At 63.9% G+C, this 18690-nt stretch carries 9 protein-coding genes; 5 read left to right on the top strand and 4 right to left on the bottom strand.

Features of this window, described 5'->3' with window-relative positions; translation table 11 throughout:
- Nucleotides 1–256: 256 nt before the first annotated feature.
- The 5 genes from GVL61_RS16340 to GVL61_RS16320 all read left to right on the top strand — a co-directional run bounded on the left by GVL61_RS16340 (nt 257) and on the right by GVL61_RS16320 (nt 10404).
- Nucleotides 257–1147 carry a Ku protein gene (locus GVL61_RS16340; RefSeq protein ID WP_159981723.1) on the top strand — a complete coding sequence of 297 codons (891 nt, stop codon included), beginning with the start codon at nt 257–259 and terminating at the stop codon, nt 1145–1147.
- On the top strand, nt 1144–3663 hold the full coding sequence (gene ligD / locus GVL61_RS16335; RefSeq protein ID WP_159981722.1) for a DNA ligase D: 2520 nt from the start codon (nt 1144–1146) through the stop codon (nt 3661–3663). The genes GVL61_RS16340 and ligD overlap by 4 nt, the downstream gene beginning before the upstream one ends.
- Nucleotides 3664–3870: 207 nt before the next feature.
- Nucleotides 3871–6261, top strand: coding sequence for a membrane-bound PQQ-dependent dehydrogenase, glucose/quinate/shikimate family (locus GVL61_RS16330; RefSeq protein ID WP_159981721.1), 2391 nt, complete (start codon nt 3871–3873; stop codon nt 6259–6261).
- A gap of 243 nt (nt 6262–6504) precedes the next feature.
- Nucleotides 6505–6711 (top strand): hypothetical protein, encoded by a 207-nt coding sequence (locus GVL61_RS16325; RefSeq protein ID WP_159981720.1) that lies wholly within the window; start codon nt 6505–6507, stop codon nt 6709–6711.
- 774 nt (nt 6712–7485) lie between these two features.
- A complete protein-coding gene (locus GVL61_RS16320; protein WP_159981719.1) occupies nt 7486–10404 on the top strand; it encodes a TonB-dependent receptor in 2919 nt (972 codons plus the stop codon).
- Nucleotides 10405–10596: 192 nt separating this feature from the next.
- Here GVL61_RS16320 and GVL61_RS16315 read toward each other — a convergent pair whose 3' ends face one another.
- From GVL61_RS16315 to GVL61_RS16300, 4 genes are all read right to left on the bottom strand, one after another.
- The gene (locus GVL61_RS16315; protein WP_159981718.1) at nt 10597–13710 is read right to left on the bottom strand and encodes a glycoside hydrolase family 2 TIM barrel-domain containing protein; all 3114 of its coding nucleotides are present in this window, start codon (nt 13708–13710) and stop codon (nt 10597–10599) included.
- A 39-nt stretch (nt 13711–13749) separates the two neighbouring features.
- Nucleotides 13750–16032 (bottom strand): DPP IV N-terminal domain-containing protein, encoded by a 2283-nt coding sequence (locus GVL61_RS16310; RefSeq protein ID WP_159981717.1) that lies wholly within the window; start codon nt 16030–16032, stop codon nt 13750–13752.
- Between the two features lie 105 nt (nt 16033–16137).
- Nucleotides 16138–17325 carry a Xaa-Pro peptidase family protein gene (locus GVL61_RS16305; protein WP_159981716.1) on the bottom strand — a complete coding sequence of 396 codons (1188 nt, stop codon included), beginning with the start codon at nt 17323–17325 and terminating at the stop codon, nt 16138–16140.
- An 8-nt stretch (nt 17326–17333) separates the two neighbouring features.
- Entirely contained in the window at nt 17334–18554 is a 1221-nt protein-coding gene (locus GVL61_RS16300; protein WP_159981715.1) for an FAD-binding oxidoreductase, read from the bottom strand.
- Between the last annotated feature and the right edge of the window lie 136 nt (nt 18555–18690).

The raw sequence follows: 18690 nt of genomic DNA, 5'->3' as shown, positions 1-18690 counted from the left end.
AACCCATTGATTGTTGGTGCGATTCTTTCGTTGGACGGAAGGAAGCCGAATAAGCCGCAGTCGTGGTGTGGTCATTTCATATCGCGACCGTGGATGAGAGCCTCTATTCCCTGCGATCGTCGATCTGCCTGTCCATCCCGAGACCCCGGCGACGGCAAAAACACCTCAGCATCCCATCATGTCCCTGCTCGCATGTTGCAATGCCTGGAACCGTGCGCCCCTCCCGCCACTTGTGTGAGCGAGGAAGGACACGAACATGGCCGCACGCGCATATTGGCAGGGACAGATCCGACTTGCCCTCGTCTCGATCCCGATCGAGGTCTATCCGGCGACTCGCTCCGGCGCGGCGATCTCCTTTCACCAGATTCACGAACCGAGCGGCAAGCGCATCCGCTATGAGAAAGTCGCCCCTGGCGTCGGTCCCGTCGACCGCGACGAGATCATCAAGGGTTACGAAGTCTCGAAAGGCAACTATGTCCTGCTCGACGAGGAGGAAATCGAGGCGGTCAAGATCGAGAGCCGTAAGACCCTCGAACTGGTGCAGTTCGTCGACGCCGACGAGATCGACGTGCTCTATTACGAAAAGCCCTACTTCGTAGTCCCGGCGGACGACCTCGCAGAAGAAGCCTACGTTGTCCTGCGCGAGGCGCTGCGGGCCAGCCGCAAGGTGGGGCTTGGGCAACTGGCGGTGCGCGGACGCGAACAACTGGTATCGATCAAGCCGTGCGGGCGCGGCCTTGTCATGGAAGTCTTGCGATACGCCGATGAGGTCCACAAGGCTCAAGGCTACTTTCGCGACATCGAGGATACCAAGCCAGACAAGGACCTGCTCGACCTCGCCGCCACGCTGATCGACAAGAAAACCGCCCCCTTCAAACCCGCTGAATTCCATGATCGCTACGTCGATGCCCTTCATCGCCTGATCGACAAGAAAGCCAAATCGAAGTCGAACAAACGGATCATCGAAGACGACGGCGAACCCGCTTCCGGCGGGAAGGGCAATGTCATCGACCTGATGGCTGCGCTAAAGAAATCCGTCGGCGACGACGGCGCCCGGAGCCCGGCCAAGCCTGCCGCGAAATCCACACCCGCGCGCAAGTCGGCAGCCAGGAAGACCGCGGCCACCCGCTCGCGCAAGAGCGCATGAGCAAGGTCAATCCCAGGCAGGACCTACTGGCCGAATACAACCGCAAGCGCGACTTCGCAAAGACGGCCGAGCCAACAGGCAAACGCGCAGGCGGCAAAGGCGGCAGCAGTTTCGTGGTGCAGAAGCATGCCGCACGCCGACTGCATTGGGACTTCCGCCTGGAGGTGGACGGGGTGCTCAAGTCCTGGGCGGTCACCAGGGGCCCCAGCGCCGATCCCGCCGACAAACGCCTCGCCGTGCGGACAGAGGACCATCCGCTGACTTATGGCGGCTTTGAAGGAATAATCCCCCAAGGAGAATACGGCGGAGGCACTGTGATGTTGTGGGACCGGGGAACCTGGGCGCCAATCGCGGGCAAGAGCGCGAGGGACATAGAGGACGGGCATCTCCACTTCACTCTTCACGGCGAGCGGATGAAGGGCGAATGGTTGCTCGTGCGGATGAAGGGGCAACCCGGCGAAAAGCGCGAAAACTGGTTGCTGCGCAAGGCAAGCGATGCCCACGCAGACACAGGCGATACGCTGGTCGAACAGGGCCTGACCAGCGTGCTGACCGGCCGTACCATGGCCGAAATCGAGTCTGACAAGGACGGCACCCATGCGCTCGCAGGCAAGAAGGGCGAGGCCTTTGCGCAGATCATGGAGCAGGCGGCAACGCGCAACGAACGCAAGGCGAAACCGCGCCGCAAGACATCCGGCAAGCCGCCCGCCTTCCGTACGCCGCAGCTTGCTACGCTGGTCGATGCTGTGCCCACCGGGAACCTGTGGATGCACGAGATCAAGTTCGACGGCTACCGCGCGCTTGTCTCGGCAATGGGTGACAAGGTACGCGTATTTACCCGGAGCGGCCTCGACTGGACCGACAAGTTCGCCCCCCTCGTGGCGCATCTTGCCGCGCTCGACCTGCCGCCGTGCCTGATCGATGGAGAAATCATCGCCCGCAATGCCGGCGGCAACCCCGATTTTTCCACCCTGCAATCCGTACTCAAGCGCGGCCACGGCAGCCAGGCTGAGGACGACGCGTTGGAACTCCATGCCTTCGACCTGCTGGAACTGGACGGCGAGAATTATGCATCGCTGCCGCAAATCGAGCGCAAGGAACGGCTGGAAGCCCTGCTCGCAAGCGCCGAGCCGCCCGTCTTCGTTGCCGATCATGTCATCGGCGCTGGCGAGGCGCTCTATTCCGCGATGTGCGAGGCCGGTCAGGAAGGAATCATCGCCAAACGCGTCGATGCACCTTACGCGGGCCGCCGCACGCGAAGCTGGGTCAAGGTCAAGTGCACACGGCGACAGGAATTCGTGATTGTCGGCTGGTCCAGATCCCGCGCCAGGGGGCGGCCTTTCTCCTCGCTGCTACTGGGGCAGTACGAAGAGAAGACGCTGGTCTATCGCGGCAAGGTCGGCACCGGGTTCGATGCGGACACTCTGGCCGACATGGCCGCAAGACTCGAAAAGCTTGCGCGCAAGACCCCGCCGCTGGAGGTCGACAGCGCCGACGCACGCGCCGCCAGTTGGGTTACACCCAAGCTCGTCGCCGAGATCGCCTTCGCCGAACTGACCCCCGAAGGCCGTGTGCGGCACGGCAGCTTCCTGGGCCTGCGTACCGACAAGTCGGCAAGAGCCGTAACGCCCGAGAAGGCAAAGGCCACCCCGAAAGCCACCATCGACGTGAAAATCACGAACCGAGAGCGCACAATCTTTCCCGAAAGCGGCCAGACCAAGGGTAACCTAGCCGACTACTACGCCGCCGTCGCGCCGCTCATGCTGCCCTTCGCCGCAAATCGCCCAATCAGCCTAGTCAGGTGTCCCCAGGGACGCGCGAAAAAGTGTTTTTTCCAGAAGCACGACAGCGGCTCATTCGGTCCCCACGTCTCGCATGTGCCGATCCGCGAGAAGGACGGCGGGTCCGAAGATTACATCTATCTTGACGATGCGGACGGGCTGCTCGCCTGCGTGCAAATGGGCACCATAGAGTTCCACGGCTGGGCTGCTCGGGCCGACGCGGTGGAACGGCCTGACCGCATGATCTTCGACCTCGATCCCGACGAAGGTCTTGCCTTCAAGGAGTGCGTGCGCGCTGCGCAGGACATTCGCGCCCACCTTGCCGATATCGGCCTCGTCAGTTTCGCGATGCTTTCGGGCGGAAAAGGTGTGCACGTCGTGGTGCCATTGAAACCCGGCCATGACTGGGACGTGCACAAGGACTTCGCCCGCCGCTTTGCCGAAGCGATTAGCCTGGCTGAACCCGACCGCTATGTCGCGACGATGAGCAAGGCCAAGCGCAAGGGCCGCATCTTCATCGACTGGCTGCGCAACCAGCGCGGCGCCACTGCGGTGCTGCCCTACTCTGCCCGCGCGCGCGCAGGGGCCCCGGTCGCTGTTCCGATAGCCTGGGACGAACTGGGCGGCATGAAGAACGCCCATCCCTATTCGATCAACGATGCGCAAAAGCTAGTCGAACGCGCTCGCCAGTTGCGCGGCTGGGGCTTTGCCGACCAGGTCCTGCCGGAACTCTGATACCCCTACGAAACACGGCTGACCGGCGCCGCCGGGGCTTGAACGACCGCGCGCGCGAACGGCATGCCCGGCGCGCAATCCGCACTGGCCGCGAAATCTGCCGGTGCGTGTCCCTGTTTTCAGACCATAATCTTGAATAGGACGGAACATTGCGCGCCTCCGGCAATTACACGAGGCGCAGCCCCAATTATTGCCGGAGTGTAAACGATGGATGCTTCCCGCCCCAACCGCAGAGCGTGGCCGCTTCCTCCGTTGATCCTTGGCGCGGTTATCGCGCTGATCGGGGTTGTCCTTACAATCGGCGGGGCTTGGCTCGCGATCCTTGGCGGCTCGGCCTATTACCTGCTGGCAGGCGTGGCCATGATCGTGTCCGGCACCCTGCTGTTTCGGCGGCGTATTATCGGCGGATGGCTGTACTGCGCAATTTTCGTGCTGACCGTGATCTGGGCCTTTGCCGAAGTAGGCGCCAACAACTGGGCGCTGGTGCCCCGCGTGATCGCGCCGCTGGTGCTGCTAATCGCGGTGCTGCTGGTGATGCCAACGCTTTCGATCCGGCGCGGCCGCTGGAAGCTGGGGCTTGCAGCAAGCGGCGCAGTCCTGGCGCTCACGGCGGTGACGGCGTTTATCTTCGCGCAGATGGCAGACACGCCGCCCGCTTTCGACCTCCCCGGTCTGGGTGCGGAGATGGCCGATCCCTCGTTGGCGGCGGCCGGGAACGACTGGCCCGCCTATGGCGGCTCCGACAGCGCGCGGCGCTTTTCCCCGCTCGGGCAGATCACGGCGGCCAACGTCAAGGATCTCAAGCGCGCGTGGCTGGTCCATACCGGTGACATGCCCTCCTCGCCCAAGATCGCCAAGACCTATGGAGGTGAGAACACCCCGCTCAAGGTCGGCAACATGCTTTATGTCTGCACGCCCAAGAACATCGTGCTGGCCCTCGATCCGGCGAGCGGCAAGCAGATCTGGCGCTTCGACCCGAAGGTTTCGGACGACGCGATCCCCTACACCGCCGCCTGCCGGGGCGTGAGCTATTACGCTGTGCCCAATGCACCGGCCGACCAGCCCTGCGCCGCGCGCCTGATATTCGGCACGCTGGATGCGCGCATGTTCGCCATCGACGCCCGCACCGGAGCGCGCTGCAACTCGTTCGGTGCCAATGGAGAAGTCGATACCAAGATCGGGATGGGCAATACGCCTCCGGGCTATGTCTCGATCAATTCGCCCCCCACCATCGTGCGCGGCGTGGTCGTCACCGGGCATCAGGTACTCGACGGGCAGGACCGCTGGGCGCCCTCGGGCGTGATCCGCGGCTACGATGCCGTCACCGGCAAGCTGCGGTGGGCCTGGGACATGATGCACCCGGATTGGAACGGCTACCCGCCGACCGGAAAGATCTGGGAACGGGGCACCCCTAACATGTGGACCATCGCCAGCGGCGACGAGCAACTCGGCCTTGTCTACCTGCCGATGGGCAACGCGGCGGCAGACTATTATTCCAGCCTGCGCCGCCCGCTGGAGAAGGAGTTCGCAACTTCGCTGGTCGCGCTGGACGTCACCACCGGCAAGCCGCGCTGGAAGTTTCAGGCCGTGCGCAATGATGTGTGGGACTATGATTTCGGTGCCCAGGCCAGCCTTGTCGATTATCGCGGCACGCCCGCATTGGTGCTGCCGTCGAAGCAGGGCGACATCTATGTCCTCGATCGCAGGACAGGCAAGCCGCTGACCCCGATCGGTGAAATCAAGGCCCCCAGCGGCGGCGTGGAGCCCGAGCAACGGGCAAAGACGCAGCGCGTGTCCTTGTGGCATACCCTGCGTAAGCCCACTTTGACCGAGCGTGATATGTGGGGCATGTCGCCAATCGACCAGATGGTCTGCCGCATCCAGTTCAGGAAGGCGAGCTACAAGGGGTTCTTCACCCCGCCCGAAAGCGATCGCCGTTCGATCGAATATCCCGGCTATAACGGTGGCACCGACTGGGGCGGCGTGGCGATCGACCCACGCCGGGGCGTGATCGTCGCCAACTACAACGACATGCCCAACTACGTGCGCCTCGTCCCCCGCGCGGAAGCCAACAAGAAGGGCTGGGCTCCGCGCGATCAGGCACGCGGAAACATCGGCGGGGCCGAAGGCGCGGGCGACCCGCAGGCACACACGCCTTACGCCATCGACGTCAACGCCGGTTGGCGCCTGCCCTTCACCGGAATGTTGTGCAAGCAGCCGCCCTATGGCGGTATCCGCGCCATCGATATGAAGAGCGGGCGCACGATCTGGGATCGCCCGCTCGGCACCGCGCGCACAAATGGGCCCTTCGGTATTCCCTCGATGCTGCCGTTCAACATCGGCACGCCCAACAACGGCGGCTCGGTAGTGACGGCGGGCGGTGTGATCTTCGTTGCCGCTGCCACCGACAACCTGATCCGCGCGATCGACCTCAAGACCGGCAAGACGCTGTGGAGCGACGTGCTGCCGGCCGGAGGACAGGCCACGCCGATGACCTATTCGATGAACGGCAAGCAGTACCTAGTCATCGTGCCGGGCGGCCACCACTTCATGGAGACGCCCATCGGCGATGAAGTGATCGCCTACGCCTTGCCTTGATGATTAAGCCCGGTTCTATTGCCAACTCCGGATAATCTTGGGAAATTCAGTCTCGACATTTGGTGGATTGGATCGACGAAGCAATTGTCCGTTGGTCCAACCGACGCCGCCTGCTCGCCTTGCCTACGCGCCTCTCGGAACCTGCCGCCTGATTGACTTCAGGTACTGCGAGAACGAATAATCGATACGCAGGCAGGTCTTGGGGGTAAAAGGCGTCGGGGGGCGCAATGAGGAGACCTGCCAGTGATTCGTAACCTCCTGACCGCAGTGGCCGTAGCCGGCATTCTTGCCGCATCGCCAACACTTGCAGCGCCGTGCAAGGACGCAAAGGGCAAATTCATCAAGTGCGCGAATATGCCCGCCGCGATGAAGCCGGGTGTGGTGAAGGGCAAGGACGGCAAGTGCCGCCTCTCCGCCGGTCCGAAGAAGGGCCAGTTCACCAAGTGCTGATCTCAGCTTGGGGGCGTAGCTATTTCTGCTGCGCCCTCTTGCTCGCCACGGCCCCTCTGCATCGGACCCGTCCACGACGACGACATACTTCGCCTGTACACTGGCGAACCCGTGCGGTCGCGTAGCTGGCCGAAGGCCTTGTCTGCGCCCTCCTCCGCATGACTGACGCCGATGTCAGTGACAGCGATTTTGGCGCCTTGTTCGGCAAAGGCAACCGCCATGCCGCCTCCGAAATGCACGCGGCTTTTACTGTAACGTCCGTGTCGGCACTCCCTTGTTCAAATTGATCCGAAATCCTGCGGCGCGCGCGTAAGGCTCATCGCCCTACACAGTGGCCGGTCCGTGGCCGAACGCCCGCGGCCGAATATGGCTTGGTACTGCCAAGCTCCCACATCACCGGCGTTTTACAACGGTAATACTGAGAAAAACTCATCCCTATAGGACTGCGTTCTCGCAGTTCTGATGCTCACGGCCGCTGGCGATCCATCGAAGCCAGGGCTGGCCCAGGAGAGCGATATCCGGGATGAGGATGCGCATACATAACCAGGCACCCAGAAATTATTACGATGGTCCATATCTCGTCACTGAAATCGCGGTCTCATAGGCACGTCCGCAGTTCTTGCCTCCTCGCTTTCCTGGCGCGGGCACCGATGCGGTACACACCCACATTTCTGATCTTATACAGAGTGTAAAAGATACCGTATTTCGTATACGGTATTTGACTCATATCTCTAGATGACGCATTCATTGCAGATCAACAAGGGAGTCACACTCATGAGGGGTCACCACAGGAAGCTGTATTGCGCGGTCGCGCTTGCAGCACTCGTCGCGGGAAATGCGCAGGCCCAGGAAGCGCCCGCGTCAGCAGATTCTCCGGCCAACGACATCGTCGTCACCGGAACGCGCATCAAGCGCGCCGACCTGGAGAGCAACAGCCCGCAGACGGTCGTCAACTCGGACGAATTCCGTTATCAGGGCGCAACCACGGTCGAGCAGGTGCTGAACCGCCTGCCGCAGTTCACCGCCGACGCTAACGAGAACGTCTCCAACGGCTCTGACGGCACGTCGAAGATCAACCTTCGCAATCTCGGCTCGAACCGTGTGCTGACGCTGCTTGACGGACAGCGCCTGATGCCGGCGCAGGCCGTTAACCTCAGCCTCATCCCCAGTAGCCTGGTCGAGCGCGTAGACGTGCTCTCGGGAGGTGCTTCGGCGGTCTATGGTTCGGATGCGCTCTCGGGCGTCGTCAACTTCGTGATCAAGAAGGATCTCGACGGCGTCCGCATCGACGCGCAGACCGGCTTTGCGCAACATGACAACAACAACCGCGCCGCGCGCAGTCTGCAAAGTGCAAAGGGCTACGACCTGGCACCGTCCTCCGTCATCGACGGCGGCAAGCAGGACATTACCGTCTCTGCAGGCAAGAACTTCGCCGACGGACGCGGAAACATCACCGTCTATGGCGGCTACCGCAGCTTCAGCCCGGTCCGCCAGTCGAGCCGGGACGTGTCCGCCTGCGCGATCCAGGACCAGAACAACGGCACCCAGCTGTTCTGCGGCGGTTCGAGCAACACCCCCTTCGGCTCGTTCCTTCCCCTGTCGGACAAGAGTGCGTTCCTGGGCCAGACGCTCATCAACAACCGCAACAACGACGGCACGCTGGTCCCCTACGACGCCTCGTATGCCTACAACTATGCGCCCGACAACTACTTCCAGCGTTCGGACGAGCGCATCACCGCAGGCGGGTTCGCGCATTTCGAGATCAGCCCGGCGGCCGAAGTCTACGGCAGCTTCATGTATATGCGCGACCATACTTTCTCGCAGGTGGCGCCTTCCGGCATCTGGCTGGGCCGCTCCTTCGCGATGCCCTGCAACCACCCTTTCGCCAGCGCCGCACAGCTTGACGCGTTCTGCGGTTCGGCTGCGGGAACCAACACCACCGAGGACGTGCAGGTCGCCTACCGGATGGCCACCGCGCCGCGCCGGGACGACATCAAGTTCAATGACTATCGCTATTCGGCGGGCGTTCGCGGCGATCTCGGAAAGGGCTTCAGCTACGACGTCAACTACCTCTACTCGCTCGTCCGCATGAGCGAGACCTATCTCAACGACGTCGATCAGGACAAGGCGGCGCTGGCGCTCGACGTGGTCAACGTGGGCGGCGTGCCGACCTGCCGCGCGGTGGTGAACGGCACCGATCCCAACTGCGTACCGATCAACGTCTTCCAGCCCAACGGCGTCACCGCAGAGCAGGCACAGTACCTGTTCACGCCGAGCCGCAGTTCGTCGCGCAACTCGATCAGCGTGATTTCGGGCGCACTGAGCGGCGACCTGGGTGAAATGGGCATTATCGTTCCCTGGGCCAACCACGGTGTCGGCATCGCTCTGGGCGTGGAGCGTCGCCGAGAAACGCTGGACTTCAAGGCTGACCGGATCAAACAGCAGGGCGGAACCGTGCCTTCCGACGGCATCATCAGCGTCACCGAAGCCTTCGGCGAAATCGAAATTCCGCTGATCGAGGACAAGCCGTTCTTCCGCTCGCTGACCATCAACGGCGGCCTGCGCTATTCGTCCTACGACAACGAACAGAAGTCGACCGGCTTCAAGTCAGGCTACAACGTCTGGACCTACAAGGGCGAAATCTCGTGGGCGCCAGTCGACGACCTACGTCTGCGCGCCAGCTACAACCGCGCCATCCGCGCGCCGAACGTGGCCGAACTGTTCAATTCGCAGGGTGTCGGCAACGTGGCCGGCAACGATCCCTGCGCCGGTGCAAACCCCGCAGCCTCTTTCGAAATCTGCCAGCTTACCGGCGTGACCCAGGCCCAGTACGGCCGGATTCCCGACTGTCCTTCGGCCCAGTGCTCCGGCCTTGGCGGTGGCAACATCGCGCTGAAGCCGGAAACCGCCGATACCTGGACCGCAGGCGTCGTTATCACGCCCAAGGCGGTGCGCCGCTTCTCGCTGTCGATCGACTACTACAACATCAAGGTGAAGGACTACATCGGCTCGATCGCGCCTTCGCTCATCATGGGCCAGTGTGCAGAAACGGGCGATCCGTACTTCTGCGGGCTGTTCCGCCGCGACCCGCGTTCGGGTTCGATCTTCGGGCAGAACTCGGGCTATATCGTCTCCACGACGATGAACACGGGCTTCCTCAAGACCTCGGGCATCGACGTCAACGCAGACTACACCTTCGACGTCGGCAATGCCGGCAGCATCAACGTCGGCGTCGTGGGCACCTACCTCATCGATCAGGTTTCGCAGCCGGTTCCGGGCCTTGGCTCTTACGACTGCAAGGGCCTGTTCGGCTACACCTGCGGCCAGCCCACTCCCGAGTGGCGCCATGTCGCGCGGTTCAGCTGGATGGCTCCGAGCGACACCACCGTCTCGGTTTCCTGGCGCCACATCGGCGGCAGCAAGCTGTCGAGCCTTTCCGACAACCCGCTGCTGGGTGCACCGGAAACCGTCGTCAACCGCAAGATCAATGCCTACAATTACATCGATCTTTCGCTGACCCAGGTGATCGACAAGCGCATGACCCTGCGCGCAGGCGTGAACAACCTGTTCGACAAGGATCCGCCGCTGCTGTCCTCGAACCTGCTGCAGACGTTCGGCAACGGCAACACCTACCCCGGCATCTACGATGCGCTGGGCCGCACGATCTTCGTGGGCGCAACCGTCAACTTCTAATTCCGCAGGAAAGGCGGCGGCTCTCTCCCATCCACCGGGGGCCGCCGCTGACGGAACGGCCCGCCCGGTGTCACGACCGGGCGGGTCTTTTTTTGCCGGGAATGCCTAGGCCCGCAGCGGCAAAAGCACACAGCCAAAAGCCCGGAGCAGCGTGTTGCTGCTCCGGGCTTTTTGCTGCGGGTAACGTAGGGTTTACCGCCCGGTCTTGCCGATGGTGAAGGACCACGTCACCGGCTTCAGCGCGATACGGTCCGGCATGTGCGCCCGGCCATCGAGGTTCCACCCGGTATCGCCGCCCACGCCCGCCTGCGCCGCATCGACCAGCAGCGTGCCGTTGCCGCGAGGCCGAATGTCTGAGCTATGCGCCTGTCCCGGCAGATTCATCGCCAGATCGGCATAGGGAAATGCCAGCGCGTTGACCGACAGCGGCTGCGCGCCGGTGACGCGAAGGCCGGCACTGCCGCCGGTCAGCTCGATCCAGCGCACCTCAGTCTTGTTACCGCTTTCCTGCGGGCGGGCGTAATCGTGGTACTGGTCCGCGATGCTGCCGCTCCAGCGCGCGATCAAGCCGCCGGTATTCCGATCCGCATAGGTCTCCTGCGGCCCGCGCCCGTACCAGCGCACGCTATCCAGCACCGGCAGCGTCTCGAACGCCAGGCCGATGCGCAGGGGATCGGGCAGCGTGTCGCGCAGCGGATCGAAGCGCACTGTAACGCCGACCGTCCCATCCGCACCCATGGTCCAGCGCGTCTCGACCTTGACCGAGCCGACACCCATGTCGTGCCGGACTACGATGGCGTCCCCTTCGGCCACCACCGCATCAACGCGGCGATTGTCCGAGAAGTGCTGCCACATTGCATGGCTTTTGGGCACGCCCGCGCCGACGTCGTTATCGGTCGGCGCCCGCCAGAAGTTTGGCGCGCCGCCGGTCAGAAGCAGCTTGCCGCTGCGCGCATAACGCCGGACAAGGCCCGTGGTACGGTCTATCTCCAGCACGGCATCACCGGCGGCAAGACGCAGTGCGCCATCGGCTTCGGCTGGCACGGCTGCCCCCTGCACCGCGTTTACCGAGGGGCCAGGCGACAGCGCGAACTGCTCCCAGCCCACGACATGCCCGGCAGGCTGCGTCGGCACCGTACCTGCCTTGGCCCGCGCGCGCAGGACCAGAAAACGCTCAGTGCCCGCAGTCTTGCCCGCAGGCACCGGCACCGAAAGCGGCGCGCCCATGCCAGCGGCGACCGCCGGGACGGCCAGCGTGCCATGGGCCACGTCAACGCCGTCCTCCAGAACCGCCCAGTCCAACGTAAAGCCGGAAAGGTCAATGTGATCGTGGCGGTTCATGACGCGGTAGCCATCGCCGTCGCGGGCGAAAGTGACCGGCGCCTGCACGTGGGCCAATTCGAAATACTCAGGATCAGGCGTGCGATCAGACTGGATCACGCCGTCGCCCACCGGGCTGTCATCGCCGTGGATGCCCGGCGCCTTGGGATCGGGATCGAAGTCCACGCCCTGCCCCCAATAAGCCCTGCCGTCCTTGTCCGTCATCAGCATGGTCTGGTCCACCCAGTCCCACACGAAGCCGCCCTGCAGCTTGGGATGGCTGCGCATCGCCTGCCAGTAGCCGGCGATATCGCCCAGACTGTTCCCCATCGCATGGGCATATTCGCACAGGATCAGCGGCTGCGTGAACGCCGGGTCTTTCGCATAGTCCAGCATCTTGGGCACATCATCGTACATCGGCGCGAAGATATCGACGTAGCTGTTCACCGGATGGCGCCAGTTGCTCATGCTCCAGCCCAGGAAGCTAACCAGACGCGAGGGATCGCTCTGCTTCACCCACCTGGCCGCCGCCTCGAAGCTGTCGCCGATGCCGGTCTCATTTCCGAGCGACCAGAAAATGATCGAGGGGTGGTTTCGGTCGCGCTGGACCATGCGCATGACCCGGTCGACATGCGCGGTGCGCCACTTTGGGTCGTTACCCAGAAGCAGCGAGGGGTCGTTGTCGTTCTGCTGTGAATAGCCGAGGTAGCCGTGGCTCTCGATATTGGCCTCGTCCATCACGTAAAGACCGTATTCGTCCGCCAGTTCGTACCAGCGCGGATCGTTGGGGTAGTGGCTGGTGCGCACGGCGTTGACGTTGGCGGCCTTCATCAGCTCGATGTCGCGCCGCATGGTCGCCTCGGAAACGATGCGGAAGGTCTTGGGATCATGCTCGTGCCGGTTGACCCCGCGGATCATGATGCGTTTGCCGTTGACGCGCACCTCGCCTCCCGCGATCTCGACCGTTCGGAAGCCGATGCGGCGGCTCGTGGCCTCCACCAGCTTGCCCTTGTCGTCGAACAGTTCGACCAGCAGGGTGTAGAGGTTGGGCGCTTCCGCCGTCCATGTGCGCACCGCAGGCAGCGCCGCGCCCAGTTCGACCGTGCCCTGGCCCCTGCCCTCCCGCATGAGCACCTGGCGCTTGCCATCGAGCACGGTGGCGCGCACCCGCATCGCGGCCGCCTTGCCGCCGATATCCACCTTCACGGCCAGCTTGCCGCTGCGGTAATCGCTTTCAAGTCCCGCATCGACCACCAGATCGCGGATATGCGTCTGCGGCGCGGCGTAGAGCGTAACGCTGCGCTCGATGCCATTGACGCGCCAGAAGTCCTGATCCTCCAGATAGCTGCCGTCCGCAAAACGGTAGAGTTCGATCGCCACAGTGTTGCGTCCCGGACGGGCATAGGCAGTGACATCGAACTCGGCGGGGAGCTTGGAATCCTCCGAATAGCCCACGCGCTGGCCGTTCACCCAGATGTAGTATGCCGCGCCCGCCGCGCCCACGGTCAGTAGCAGGCGGCGCCCCGCGAAATGAGCCGGCACGGCGAAGTCGCGGCGGTAGGAGCCGACTTCGGCCAGCGCGTGGTCGATCCTGGGCTGATCGCGCGGGAACGGATAGCCGCTGCCCACGAAGACGGCGCGGCCATGCCCCTCCGCCTGCAGGATACCGGGGACTTTCATGGTGCCCCATCCGCTGACGTCGAAGTCGTTCCTGAAGAACTCCACCGGACGGCTCTCGGGCGTAGGGGAAAGCCTGAACTTCCAGTCCCCGTCGAGCGAAAGGTGGTAGCGCGATTTCGCCGCGTCGCGCGAAAGCGCACCGGCGCGGGTATCGAAACCGTCGAAAGTGGTGTGCATCGGCTCGGCACCCTGACGCACGATCTCCGGCTGCTCCCATTCCGCGGCCGGCGCCTGAGCATGTGCGCTGCCCGAGGCGAGGAGGCTGACAGCAAGCGCCGCCACGCTGGTGTGGATGGTGCGTCGCATATGTCTCTCCTCAATCCGCCAATTCGGTCGCGCAGCGCATCATTGCTGCTGCAGCGCCCGCACGAAGAAATCGAACTGGCGCCGCGTGATGTAGTCGATTGGGCCGGTGGAGCGCCCGACGCTGTGCTCGCCGCCGGGGACGACGAGAAGGTCGAAATCCTTGTCCGCCTTGATGAGCGCGTCGACCACCTGCATGGTAGAGGCCGGGTCGACATTGCTGTCCTGCTCTCCCACGATCAGGAACAGCTTGCCGGTAAGGCGCGTGGCATTGTCCACGCCCGATGCGGCGGCATAGCTGGCATCGACCGGCCAGCCCAGCCACTGCTCATTCCAGCTGATCTTGTCCATGCGGTTGTCGTAGCAGCCCGCATAGGCAACCCCCGCCTTGTAGAAATCGCCGTGGAACAACAGTGCGTTGAGCGTGCTCTGCCCGCCCGCCGAAGCGCCATAGATGCCCACGCGGCTGATGTCATAGGCGGGATCTTTTGCCGCCAGGGCCTTGTGCCAGAGGATACGGTCGGGGAAGCCGGAATCCTGCAGGTTCTTCCACGCAACGTCCTGGAACGCCTTGGAGCGGTTGGCTGTCCCCATCCCGTCGATCTGCACGACGATAAAGCCAAGGTCGGCCAGCGCCTGCATGCCGATCACCTTGTCCCCGCCGGAGTGATAGCCGAAAGGCCAGAACTGCTTGGGCACGAAACTGTCGTGCGGGCCGGCATAGATGTTCTCGATCACCGGGTACTTCTTCGCCGGATCGTAGTCGCGCGGGCGCACCACGAGACCCCATATATCGGTTTTTCCATCGCGGCCCTTGGCGGTGAAGACTTCCGGCGCGCGGAAACCGGCGGCGGTAAGGGCGCCGATCTCGCCGGTGGTCACCGTGGCCACCGGGGCGCCATTGCCCGCGCGGCGCAGGACGCTGACGTTCGGCAGGTCCACACGTGAATAGTTGTCGATCAGCAAAGTCATGTCGGGAGACAGGCTGGCGACATGGTCTGCTTTCTCCGGGGTCAGCGCGGTCAGGTTCCGCCCGTCGAAATCGATGCGGTAGTAATGGCGGAAATACGGGTCTTCGCTGCCGCCCTTCGCGGCATCCATGCCGCTGGCGACGAACCAGACCTGCCGCTTCGCGTCGTCCACCCTGACCACTTCGCGCACGGTCCAGTTGCCGGTGGTGATCCGGTTCTTCACGCGCCCGCTGCGCCCGTCCATCAGGTACAGGTGGTTCCAGCCGTCCCGCTCGGAGGCCCAGACGATCTCGTCGCCGGCCTTGCCCGCTTCCCATGCGAAACGGCGGTCGGCGTAGACGAAAGTGCGCGCATCTTCGGTAACGGCAGCATGGGCCTTGCCGGTGGCCGCATCGACCGCGATCACCTTGGCCTGCCCGAAACCGCGCGCCACGTAATCGAACGCAACGCTGCGACCGTCTGGCCGCCAGCGGGGCGCGGACAGTTGGTAGGCATTGGGGATCAGGCCGGGGTCCACTTCCGTCTGCCGCCCTGTGTCCAGATCGAACAGCACCGGCTGCTCCATGTCCACCGCATCGCCGGGCTTGGGATAGAGCTGGCGGCGCAACCCAGGCTGGATCTGGCCTTCCGGCGCCGCCTCCACGCGCAGGACGTGGCGGGCGTAGCCGGGCCGCACGCGGTAGATCATCAGGTGCCGACCGTCCGGCGACCAGGCGATCGTCTCCGGATCGTAGAAATTCCCCGCCGATCCGTCGGTGCTAAGGCGAACGAAATCGCCACCGCCCCTGCTGCGCACGACAAGGTTATCACCCTCGACAAGGGCCTCGCGCAGGCCATCGGGGGAGAGGCGCGGATGATTGTCGGCAGGCACCGACAAGTCACGCACCACCCCGAAGCCACGTGGACGGCCCTGTTCGGTCCGCTCCTCGCAGGCATATTCGACCAGCGTGCAGCGCCAGCCCTGCTCGCCCGCCGAGAACAGGATCGCCTGACGGGAACCGTCATAACCGAACTCGGCAAAAGGAAGGCGCAGCGCCTGCACTGGCCGCTTCATCGCCTGAGCCAGAGCGCGGGCAAGGCGTTCATGATCGAAGGCGGGAGACTTGGCCAGGGTTCCAGCATCCACGGTTTCAAAGGCAAAGCCTCCCTTCACCGTCTTGCGATACGAGAAAGCCGTGCCATCCGGCGTCCACGTCGCCGGCCATGCGATCTCCCGCGTAAGGTACTGCCAGTCCTCGCGTAGCACCACGGAACGGTCGACCTGTTCACGCGTGGGTTCGGCCAGTGCGGGACATGACAACAACACTCCCGCCAAGGCGCCAGACAGGAATAGGCGGCGCAGCTCACTGGGCATGGCAAACCTCTTGAAAATGGAAAGCACCAATCAGCCGCAGGAGGAGCGGCCGATTTTTGTCGTCTCGGGCGGTGGTGCGAACTTGATCCTTCGCTGACCTGGCACTCAGTCGGCAAGGCGATCTACGGATGCCTGCGGCAGCGTGAACCACTGCGCTCCGGTTTCCGTAACGAACATATGATCCTCCAACCGCACGCCGAAACGCTGCGGCACGACGATCATCGGCTCATTCGAGAAGCACATGCCCGGCTCCAGCAGGGTACGGTCACCGCGTACCAGATAGGCCGGCTCGTGGATCGAAAGCCCGATACCGTGCCCGGTACGGTGCGGCAGCCCGGGGAGCGCGTAGTCCGGCCCAAGCCCAGCCTTGACCAGCACCGCGCGGGCGGCGGCATCGACGCTTTCGCAGGTTTCGCCGGGGCGCACCGCGTCGAAGGCGGCCTGCTGGGCTTCCTTCTCGATGTCCCAGATGTCGCGGATATTCTGCGAAACCGCGCCGAACCCGTAAGTGCGGGTTATGTCGGAGTGATAGCCCTGGATCGTGCAGCCGGTATCGATCAGCACGAGTTGCCCCTCCTCCAGCGCGCGGTCACCCGGGAGGCCGTGGGGATAGGCGGTCGCCTCGCCGAACTGGACGATGCAGAAACTGGAACCGCTGGCACCCAGCTTGCGATGCGCGGCGTCGATAAAATGTACCACCTCGCTCTGGCGGATACCCGGCGCAAGAATGCGCGCCGCAGCGTGGTGGATGGACAGCGTCATATTCTTCGCCTGCTGCATCAGTGCAAGTTCGGCCGCCGATTTGACCATGCGACACTGCTTCACCACCGGCATGGCGTCGACCAGCGCGGCGGCGCCCTGGCGGATGCGTTCGGCGAAGTGGAACGGCAGTTCGGGATCGATGGCCAGTGTCTTCGCGCCGACCTGCGCCAGAACATCGATCACAAGCGCGGCCGGATCTTCGTCTTCCTGCCACGAACGGATACCCACCGGGATCGCGAGGTCCGCTTCCAGCGTGCCGATCTCGAAATGCGGGCAGATCATGATCGGCTCGCGCCCCGGCACCAGCAGCATCGCGACGAGACGCTCGCTCTGGCCCCATGGCAAGCCCGAGAAGTAGCGCAGCGAGGCGCCTGCGTTGATCAGTAGCGCGTCGGCGCCGAGCGCCTCGGTCAGTTCGTGTGCGCGGGCGATACGTGCCTTGCGCTCACTCACACCAATCGCCGGAGCATGCTCGGCCCAGGGCCGGAGGCGATCCAGTTCGATCTGCGCGGTCGATCCACCAATCATCATATATGTCCTTATGCGAAGCGCTGGATGTCGAACGGCGCGAGCGGCAGTTCCGTCTGCCCGCCCATCACCATCGACCTGACCAACCGCGCGGTAATCGGTGCGAGGGTAAGCCCGAGGTGCTGATGCCCGAAAGCATAGTAGAGGTTGTCCGCCCGCGTCGAGCGTCCGATCGCCGGCAGATAGTCCGGCAGCGTCGGCCGGCAACCCATCCAGCGGCGGAACGGCCCGGAAATAGGCAGACCGAGCTGCGCCACATGGCGTTCGAGCCGCTCCCACTTGCGAGGATCGGCAGGCGCATCGAGCCGGCTGAATTCCACGAAGCTGGCGGCCTGCACGGTCGGCCCATAGCGGGTCACGATCATCGAACGCTCCTCGAACACTACTGGCGGCAGATCCTCCGGCCAGCCCGAAGAATTGGCGCGGATGTGATAACCACGCTCGGCGATCATCGGCACCTTGTGGCCTAGAACCTCCATCAGTCCGCGCGAGTGCACGCCCGCGCAGACAATCACCCGGTCGGCGTCCAACCCGGCAATCCGGGCGCGACCATGATCCAGGCCGAGAACGGCGGAGGCTTCGTGGATCGTGCCCCCGCGCGCGATAAAAGCCGCGCGGAGGGCGCCGCGCAGAGCGCCGAGATCGGCAATCTGGCCGCTACCTGAAAAGCGGATCGCCCCGGCCACGCCCCGATTGCCGAGGGCCGAGAGCATACTGCGCTCATCGGGCGTTGCACCGCGTACTTGCGCAGTGCCGGTACGGGCCATTTCCCAGGAAGCACGCCCGGCGCTGGCTGCATCGTCACCATGCCACACCACGAAGTGCCCGTCCCGACGTAGCAGTTCCGGCGCGCCGATGCGCTCCGCTATGGACTCCCAGGCCGGCATCGAACGCTCCAGCAGCGGCCCCAGCGCCGCGCAGCCGCTGCGAAAACGCGAAGGACTCGCCGCCCCAAGCAGGCGCAGGCCAAATGGCAACCATGCGGGCAAGGACAAAGTCGGCAGCGCCAGCGCACCGCCGCGAATGAACAGGCGCCGGGGCATCGTGCGCAGCGTATTCATCGAGGCCAGCGGCTCGACCTGCTCGACTGCGATGTGTCCGGCATTACCCCAGGACGGAGCCTGCGCAGCAGCGTCATCGTCGATGATCGCCACGCACTCCCCTGCCTCCAGCAGTTCGATGCCGGCGCAAAGGCCGACCACCCCGCCGCCGACGATCCCGATTAGTCCCACAAAAACTCCGTTGCAATGAACGAGATATCGTATACGGTATATACACCGATCAGCGCCAGCACAAGGCTCCGCATCAGCGATGACCCTAACCTCAGCCCGCCCTCAAAACAGTTGCCTTTATAGGGTCACTGTTCGC

It is taken from the genome of Novosphingobium sp. 18050 (genome assembly GCF_902706195.1).
Classification (GTDB): domain Bacteria; phylum Pseudomonadota; class Alphaproteobacteria; order Sphingomonadales; family Sphingomonadaceae; genus Novosphingobium.
This window is presented reverse-complemented; position numbering and strand designations above follow the sequence as displayed.